This window comes from Moorena bouillonii PNG (assembly GCF_001942495.1).
GTDB classification, from domain to species: Bacteria; Cyanobacteriota; Cyanobacteriia; order Cyanobacteriales; family Coleofasciculaceae; genus Moorena; species Moorena bouillonii.
Genome location: NZ_MKZS01000001.1, coordinates 5,892,599 through 5,900,226, shown reverse-complemented (window position 1 = coordinate 5,900,226; position 7,628 = coordinate 5,892,599). Strand labels below are relative to the sequence as shown.

Here is a 7,628-nt window from a genome sequence, read left to right as displayed (position 1 = left end):
AGCCTACCAACCATAAAGGCTCAACGTAATCAGGTTTCGTCTCCGGGGGAACCCCCAAGACCGCGCTGCCTTCCCAAGACCGCGCTGCATCGCTGTTCCCTATTCCCTGTTCCCTTTGCTATATGTTGTATTTTAGTTTAAATCTTGACCTATTAAACTAATAAAAATCATATCATAACTCATATAAAATATCATCAAAAAACTAATAAACAAAACATTGACTCGTGACAGGAGCATTAAAAACTGATCTAGGGTTTCTCGAATAACTGAGATACATCCAATTTTCTTCCCTGCTCCCTGCTCCCTGCTCCCTGCTCCCTAAATCAATGATTAGGCTACAAGAAAGATGCTGTATACATAAACTGTTGCTCTCCCTTTTTCCTAAAATACTGCCGATACAATTCACAACTGGCGATCGCTTGAGCACCTGAAAGTTTAATCAACCCCATACTGCTTAACTTGTGAGTTAGGATGGGGTCTAAGGGCACAGGTTCAGTGGCCTTGAGAACCGTATCAAGAGCTTGTGCTAATTCCGGCTGTTTTGCCAATGTTGCCCAATGACGCTGCAAGTGATGAGCATAAATTCCGGTGGCAGTGGGAGCACTTTCTAGCAGTTGGGACAGAGTTATCTCCTTGCGACTAAGATGATAGAGCGTTAAGTTTACCAGTGCCGGATGCCCCCCCAGCATTACCATTAATTGTCTAGCTTCTTCGAGACCTATCCAGTCGAGTCCGTAGCGTTGAGCTAACTGCTGCACCTCGTCCTGGCTGAAGTTGTCTAACTGAACCGGCAGCCCCACATTGAAAGGAGACTGGTTAAGCTCCAGAGGAACGTAAATTTCCGTGGAGTGAACCACTACCAGGCGAAGCTTTTGCCAGATGGGCAGTCTTTTGCCTTCTTCGTACCAAGAACGCAACAGAGGTAAAAAATCCTTCGCGACTTGGGGATGCTCGAAAATCTGGCTCACCTCATCCAATGCCAAGATTAGGGGAGTATCAATTAAATCTAGTAGATAGTCTTGGAAGTAGAGGGTAGAGCTAATTTTACTGCCCAAGTCTTCATCCCAATACTCATCTAGCATCGGTTTACGCTGAAGCTGGTGAGCGATGTTGGCACACAGCCAGCGCAAAAATTGATTCAAATTGCTTAAAATTCCCTGCTCGACTTGCTCTAGGTTCAAGCTGACAGTATGGTAGCCCAGGCGGTTGCCATGGTCAAGAATCCTGAGCAGCAGTGAGGTTTTGCCCATTTCTCTGGGAGCTTTAATCCTGATTAACGCTCCCGGTTTCTTGATTTCTTGATAAACTTGCTCCTCAAGGGAAGAGCGTTCTAGGTAAAAGGGAGAGTTGATAGGGATTGAGCCACTGGGATAGCAAGGTAGTATCTCAGGGGTTTCATTGGCAGCATTTCCCGTCAGCTCTGGCAACACCAGATCTGCCTGAAAAGGGTTTGTCTCTGCGGCTGTTTGGGCAGTGGCATAAGACTCCAGCAGCACCCGACAGTTTTTCTTGCTTACCCGCTGGCCAATCACCTCCGAGAGTCGCTGATACAACTCTGGAGCAACGACACTGGTAAGGTACCCTGGACTATAACCTGCTTCGAGGGCAATTTGGTTATAAGTTCTATACTGCCAAACCCCACCCAGCATAATTACTTCTATGGAAGTAAGGGGTCGATGTTGGCTATCTTTTAGTTGACGGTCAACAATTTCTAGGATACGGTCAAGATTCATTTAAAAGGTCACCGAAATTTATCAAGAAGCACCTTTTAAGTGCTCGATCAAACGTGACACACCGAAACAAATCATAGGAGTCTGGCTATACCCTTTTGGTATCCAAAAACTATAGTGTTGAGGAGTGTTTATTTAATTTACAAACATTCCTATATATATATAGGAATCAACCAAAACAAACATAGATGCTTTTACCCTGAATGACCCAGCAATTTTAGAGCTGTTGACTGGTCAATTGAATCCCCGTTAACCATAAGTTAACCAGAGGAGGTTTAATAACTAGTTATTTCCTATGATGCCCAATATTGGATGATGCCCAATATTGGTGGGTATCAATCATACCCATAAATCATAATTTACGACTATAGAGCTAGTCTTGATTCAGCCGCTTTACTACTGTATTAGTTTAATTCCAATTAAATCCGGAAATGCACCAAGATTTAGGAATTTCAACTCTTAGCGATCAGCTAGTTTATATAACTAAGGCTGGTCAGCTACCATTCGATTAAAGGGATAACATCACTCCTCTCGGTGGAACGGGCATCTTGCCCGTTTCTTGCGAGTAGGGAGCTTACCGAGATGGCAGGCATTCAAGGCTTACTTTCCTCCTTTGATTTATTATCCTAACCGTAAGTGATAGTACCATATATAATTTCCAGGTGACTATTAAATATTGTTAACTAGTTGTATTCCTGGGAAGGAAGCAGGTCAATTTTGTAAGAACACTTGAACTACAAACGCTTGAATTACAGTGTTTTTGGGGCGTAAGTAGCAGTTATGAGCTATTTTAGTACATTTGTTCTGCAAATTTGACATGCTCCCTACTGGGAATCCCTGACAGGGGAGTGTGATAATAGCAGATAATAGCAGATATAGCAAGTCTTATACCCATGAGGTACAAATCTCTGGTTTTTAGGGACTTCGGAGCAGGGACTTCGGAGCAGGGACTTCGGAGCAGGGAAGAGGGAAGAGGGAAGAGGGAAGAGGGAAGAGGGAAAAAATAATGTGTACCTCATAGCTATGAGAAACTCTATAATAGCAGATAATAATAGGCAAAATAGTGGTTTTTGCGCTTCACAGCCATTGATTTTGTTTGTATAAACGCGATTTAGTCAGATTTTTAGAAGCGGAAAATGGGTAGATAGGGATAATTCTCGCCATTTACCGCTTCTGTTGACTCCCGACTTTCCACTGTATATAGGGTTTATATTTGAGATGTAAACGTATATGGTCTTTTTTGATTGGACAATAAAACTTTGAATCTCTTGCCCCTCTTGCGTTTCGCCTCTTGCATCTTGCCTTTTTGAGCAAAAATTTTGTTTACGACCTATATAAAAACTCTATACATGAGTTTTTACATGAGTTTTTACATGAGTTTTTACATCAGTTTTATGAGATTAACAGACTAAAAACCGCTATACTCTCAAATGGTGATCGGGTATCGAGGTCAAAAATGTCGAGTATAGCGCTACGCGCAAGGCAAAAGGCAAAAGGCAAAAGGCAAAAGTTGAGTAAAAGAGCTTTTCAGCTTGTATCAACGTCCTAACCTTAATGCGTAGTGCTATACAAATCAGCCCTGGACTCCCGTGGAGAGCATACACCATTGTGTTGATCAATTATGATGTCAGATATTCAATTAGAAGCCAGTTCTACTGCATTGGGCCAATCTCATCACGTTTCAGAGAAAGAGTTTTAGCAGCAATGGCAGCAATATCAAGATTATCTCTATCATCGCTGTCTCAGGTGGATGGGTGGAAACCCTACCGATGCTGAAGATGCCCTGAGTCGGGCGATGATCAAGGCATGGGAGAAGGTGCAAAAGTTTGGGCGGAAAATCTCTAATTTTAAGGCTTGGCTGACAAAGCTGACTCATAACCTCTGCGTGGATATTCATCGAGAACATTGTCGCAGCGCGAACCAGGTTGAGGATATAGAAGGGATTCCAGAGGAAAAAGGACTAGTTTCCTGTGACGATACCCCAGAAAGGGTTTTGGAGACAGACGAGAAAAAGATTGCTATCCGCAGTGCCATTGATAACTTACCCCCTCGGCTGCACCAGACCTTTATCCTGCATTTTTACCAAGAACTGTCTTATCGAGAAATAGCCCAACAGCAAGAGATTTCTTACCAGAATGTCTGTAAGCGCATATCCCAGGCGCGGGCCATTCTGCGAGAGGAATTGAGGGAATATTTTATCGGCGAGGATGAAACTGATAAGAAATTATCGGTTACACCAACTAATCAGGCAACAGAGTCAGCAATGGGGGAAATGTCCCAGCCGAATGGGGAAGTTGAAGCGATTGTGGGCGAGACGGTGGCATTATCTGTTGCGGTGGAGGAAGTGGAGAGTGTTGTTGGTGAGGAAGTGCTATTGGTGCAGGAGTCTGAGTCGGTTCCTGTTGCAGCTACTTCTGAGGAGAAGTTAGAAGTCAACAATGAGGCATTGCTCAGGGGCGGGATGAATAGGAGTGGGGTGGGCATCTTATCTGCCTGGAAAATGAAACGGGCAAGATGCCCGTTCCACCAAGATGGCCATTCCACAGCCAGATGCCTGTTCCAGCAAGATGGCCATTCCACAGCCAGATGCCCACCCCACCAAGATGGCCATTCCACAGCCAGATGCCCACCCCACCAAGATGTCCATTCCACAGCCAGATGCCCACCCCACCAAGATGGCCATTCCACAGCAGGATGGCCATTCCACCAAGATGGCCATTCCACGGCCAGATGCCCACCCCACAAAACTATCAAAATCATCCCGCATTTATACAATGCCATAGCGGGTTTATCTTTTTTGATCACAATTTGCTCAAATTTCCATCCGGTAAAGCTTACAGGTCGGCCTTGCTTAATAATGGAATGATTTTAAGAGTGAGGTAGAATAGGCATCTTGCCTGTTCGGCGGGTCCCATCTGTGGAATAGGCATCTTGCCTGTTCGGCGGGTCCCATCTGTAGAATAGGCATCTGGCCGTGGAATGGGCATCTGGCGGTGGAATGGGCATCAAGCCAGTTTCATGCTTATTTTCGGGCGGGCAGGATGCCCACTCTACTCCTATTCATTCAAAGACTGACGCAACACCGATTTTAAAGGTATTGGAAAGGATAGTGTTTATGGTGGTAATAAAAAAAACTTGTTAAGTGTTAATGGTTTGTCAATTAACACTTAACAATTAGGTGCGACCCGTGGCGAATTTAATTATTAATGAGTTAAGCGCACCCTGATTGACTGACAAAAGTTATTCCGGAACATATTGGTACGTTAGTACTTTGAACTCTAGCCTATAAATTCGTTTCTCGTGTTGTTTGCGCGATGCCATAACAGGGTCAGGATCACGGTTGGAGGTGAAACTGACGTGACGAATCAGTCGCCATCCGTTTAACAGAGCAGTTTTGACCCAATCCCAGCCGATGCGGAAATAGCTGTTGCCACGAAACCAATGGGTGTCAACCCACCGTCGTTTCCCCGTTTCCACAACCAATGTGCCTTGTGCCGTAACATAGAGTGTAGCCAATGCCAAGATGAACCANATCGCTTTTCTTTTTTAGGGAATGCGATCGCTTTTCTTTTTTAGGGAATGCGATCGCTTTTCTTTTTTAGGGAATGCGATCGCTTTTCTTTTTTAGGGAATGCGATCGCTTTTCTTTTTTAGGGAATGCGATCGCTTTTCTTTTTTAGGGAATGCGATCGCTTTTCTTTTTTAGGGAATGCGATCGCTTTTCTTATTTAGGGAATGCGATGCTCTGAGCCGCTACGCGAACGCTTTTCTTATTTATGGAATGAGGGTGCGATTGGCCGTAGGCCACGCTACGCGAACGCTAATTATCAAAAATTCAGATATTACCCTCTTAGATCGTCTTTAGATTGAAAGGTGGAAAACAAAAACCCACCTGATCAAATCCAAAGTTACAGTGAAAAAAGGATGAAAATTATGAAGCGTAAAATCAAAGTGTTTACAGCTTTCCTTCTGGCTGTAGTGCTTGCTTTCGGTTCTCAAGTCGCATCTGCTTTTGCAGATACCCCTAACCCTAACCGTTTTCAAATAACGCAAGGTCAACAACAGACAGTAATCCTTGATCCAACGAAAACAAGCTTTCATGCTGAATATTCCAATGAGTCAGACCAGACTCAGGGGATAGTTAAAGTAGAGGCAAACTTTTGTGACCAAATAACAATAATTGACCCAAACGCTTTCTTCCAAGGGGAAACTTACGATTGTGGCCAGACAGCCGAGGCAATTTTTAAGAATATCGCTTCCCCAACCATTTCGGTCTTGGTGAGTCAGTAACTCTAGCCCCAATTCAAAAGCCCATTGAACTTAAACTATGCAGCAGTAAGAGTCAGTAGCAAGCATTAAAATCGATAGCTAGTTGCTAGATTATCAAAACTGTGTAGTAGGTAATAGTCAAAGTAAGGGAGGTTATTATAACCTCCCTCTCTATGTAAAAAAAATGGCGTTGCTGTTCCCAGGAATGGTAGTGCGAACGCCGATCTTCTCGGGTGCGTTAACAAATGGGATGCTGGTGGCGAAATATTGCTTAACAAAAAAATGAGTAAAAGCATTGACGATATGGTAAGAGTTGGGAGCTAAAAGGAGAAAGAGAAATGCTTGATGTCAAGCCCATCGGTGCCAGTGTTCCTGAAGCTTACTCGTCGGGTAGCCCTAGCAGCATTTCCCCAAGGGAATCTCTAGATCTGGCTCAGGGATGAACTCCCAGAGATTTATCACGATCAATACTTTGCGGACTTGTTAAGCAGCATGGTTCGTCATTGATTAGTGCAGGACAATTAGCCCTGGTGAGGGTTATGCAATTTCTGGAAAACTTACCAGACCGTCAGGCGGCAGATGCAGTCATTTGTCGGTAGAACAGGAAATATGCCTTGGGTTTGGAGGAACGAAGATAGTGGCGCGTGACCATACAGGCAAGCGTGAATTTCGCAATCGTTTGGTAGAGGGAGGAGCAGGAGACAGACTATTAAATCAGTTACTCAGCCAACTCAAAGCAGGGGGATGGATTAAGGAATTAGTTAAACAACGCAGTGACTCAACCCAAGTGCTCGCAACCCTGCGAGAATTGAACCGTCTTGAAGCGGTCGGGGAAATGCAAGAGAGATCAAACCCGCACTTGGCTAGAACGTCTTGATAATCGTCGAGATACGCCCATTAAAACCCATCGAGTTTACCAAATCCATATGCCCTTGATGGTTCCGTACTTTAGTTGTGTACTCGCTCCCTCAAAGCTCCCCGGACTTTGACCTTACAACCTATAGCTCAGCCAACTTGCTTTACTACAAGCCCAGCAGCAAGCCTCACCACAATGGTGGGAACTGAGGGGGTGACAACAAGGCATTAAACTAGACAGGGTATGGGGTGACCGGGTGTGGGGTGTGGGGAAAATAGAAGCGATGCAGCTTCGGAACAGGGGGTTTCCCCGGAGACGAAACCTGATTACGTTGAGCCAAAATGGTTGGTAGGCTATGCAGATGCATGATTAAAACTTATTGATTAAGGCGAGCCTGTCTTACGGTAACTTCAAACCACTCGCGCAAAGCATGGCTGACAGCGATGCAGCGCGGTCTTGGGGAGGCAGTGCCGCCAAAGGGGGTTCCCCCCATGAGCAACTGCCGTGGTTTCCCCCACTCGCGCAAAGCATGGCTGACAGCGATGCAGCGCGGTCTTGGGGGTTTCCCCCACTCGCTATTGCATCAAGACAGCGAATTTGGAGTGAGCCATTGGATAACAATCGCTCCGAAACCTGATTTAACCGTCCCGTCGCCACTCCGCCAGCTCCTGATTTTTCCCCTCCTGGGAGGGGTTAGGGGTGGGTTCCCTACACCCATCACCCCACACCCGGTCACCCCGTAAAGCTTTTAAGGCTGTTTGTCACCCCGTCAG

The 7,628-nt window shown here is 45.2% G+C and carries 7 protein-coding genes and 1 pseudogene; 5 read left to right on the top strand and 3 right to left on the bottom strand.

What is annotated here, in order from left to right:
- Positions 1–335: 335 nt before the first annotated feature.
- Complete coding sequence (locus BJP37_RS23890) at positions 336–1,733, bottom strand: AAA-like domain-containing protein (protein ID WP_075902512.1); 1,398 nt, start codon at positions 1,731–1,733, stop codon at positions 336–338.
- Between the two features lie 1,714 nt (positions 1,734–3,447).
- On the opposite strand from BJP37_RS23890, the pseudogene BJP37_RS23885 reads away from it, so the two are divergent.
- A pseudogene (locus BJP37_RS23885) lies at positions 3,448–4,596 on the top strand (RNA polymerase sigma factor); the annotation flags it as partial.
- Between the two features lie 2 nt (positions 4,597–4,598).
- Here the strand turns inward: BJP37_RS23885 and BJP37_RS39935 are convergent.
- Together BJP37_RS39935 and BJP37_RS23880 are read right to left on the bottom strand one after the other, a co-directional pair.
- Entirely contained in the window at positions 4,599–4,736 is a 138-nt protein-coding gene (locus tag BJP37_RS39935) for a hypothetical protein (protein ID WP_158069745.1), read from the bottom strand.
- Positions 4,737–4,970: 234 nt separating this feature from the next.
- Positions 4,971–5,252: a hypothetical protein gene (locus BJP37_RS23880; RefSeq protein ID WP_198954161.1), complete on the bottom strand. Its 282-nt coding sequence runs from the start codon at positions 5,250–5,252 to the stop codon at positions 4,971–4,973.
- A 187-nt stretch (positions 5,253–5,439) separates the two neighbouring features.
- Between BJP37_RS23880 and BJP37_RS39930 the strand changes: the two genes are divergently transcribed.
- The 4 genes from BJP37_RS39930 to BJP37_RS23865 all read left to right on the top strand — a co-directional run bounded on the left by BJP37_RS39930 (position 5,440) and on the right by BJP37_RS23865 (position 7,492).
- Positions 5,440–5,595, top strand: coding sequence for a hypothetical protein (locus BJP37_RS39930; protein ID WP_158069744.1), 156 nt, complete (start codon positions 5,440–5,442; stop codon positions 5,593–5,595).
- Between the two features lie 68 nt (positions 5,596–5,663).
- On the top strand, positions 5,664–6,020 hold the full coding sequence (locus BJP37_RS23875) for a hypothetical protein (RefSeq protein ID WP_143727763.1): 357 nt from the start codon (positions 5,664–5,666) through the stop codon (positions 6,018–6,020).
- A gap of 616 nt (positions 6,021–6,636) precedes the next feature.
- A complete protein-coding gene (locus BJP37_RS23870) occupies positions 6,637–6,876 on the top strand; it encodes a hypothetical protein (RefSeq protein ID WP_075902506.1) in 240 nt (79 codons plus the stop codon).
- A 409-nt stretch (positions 6,877–7,285) separates the two neighbouring features.
- Positions 7,286–7,492, top strand: coding sequence for a hypothetical protein (locus BJP37_RS23865; RefSeq protein WP_143727656.1), 207 nt, complete (start codon positions 7,286–7,288; stop codon positions 7,490–7,492).
- The last annotated feature ends 136 nt before the right edge of the window (positions 7,493–7,628 follow it).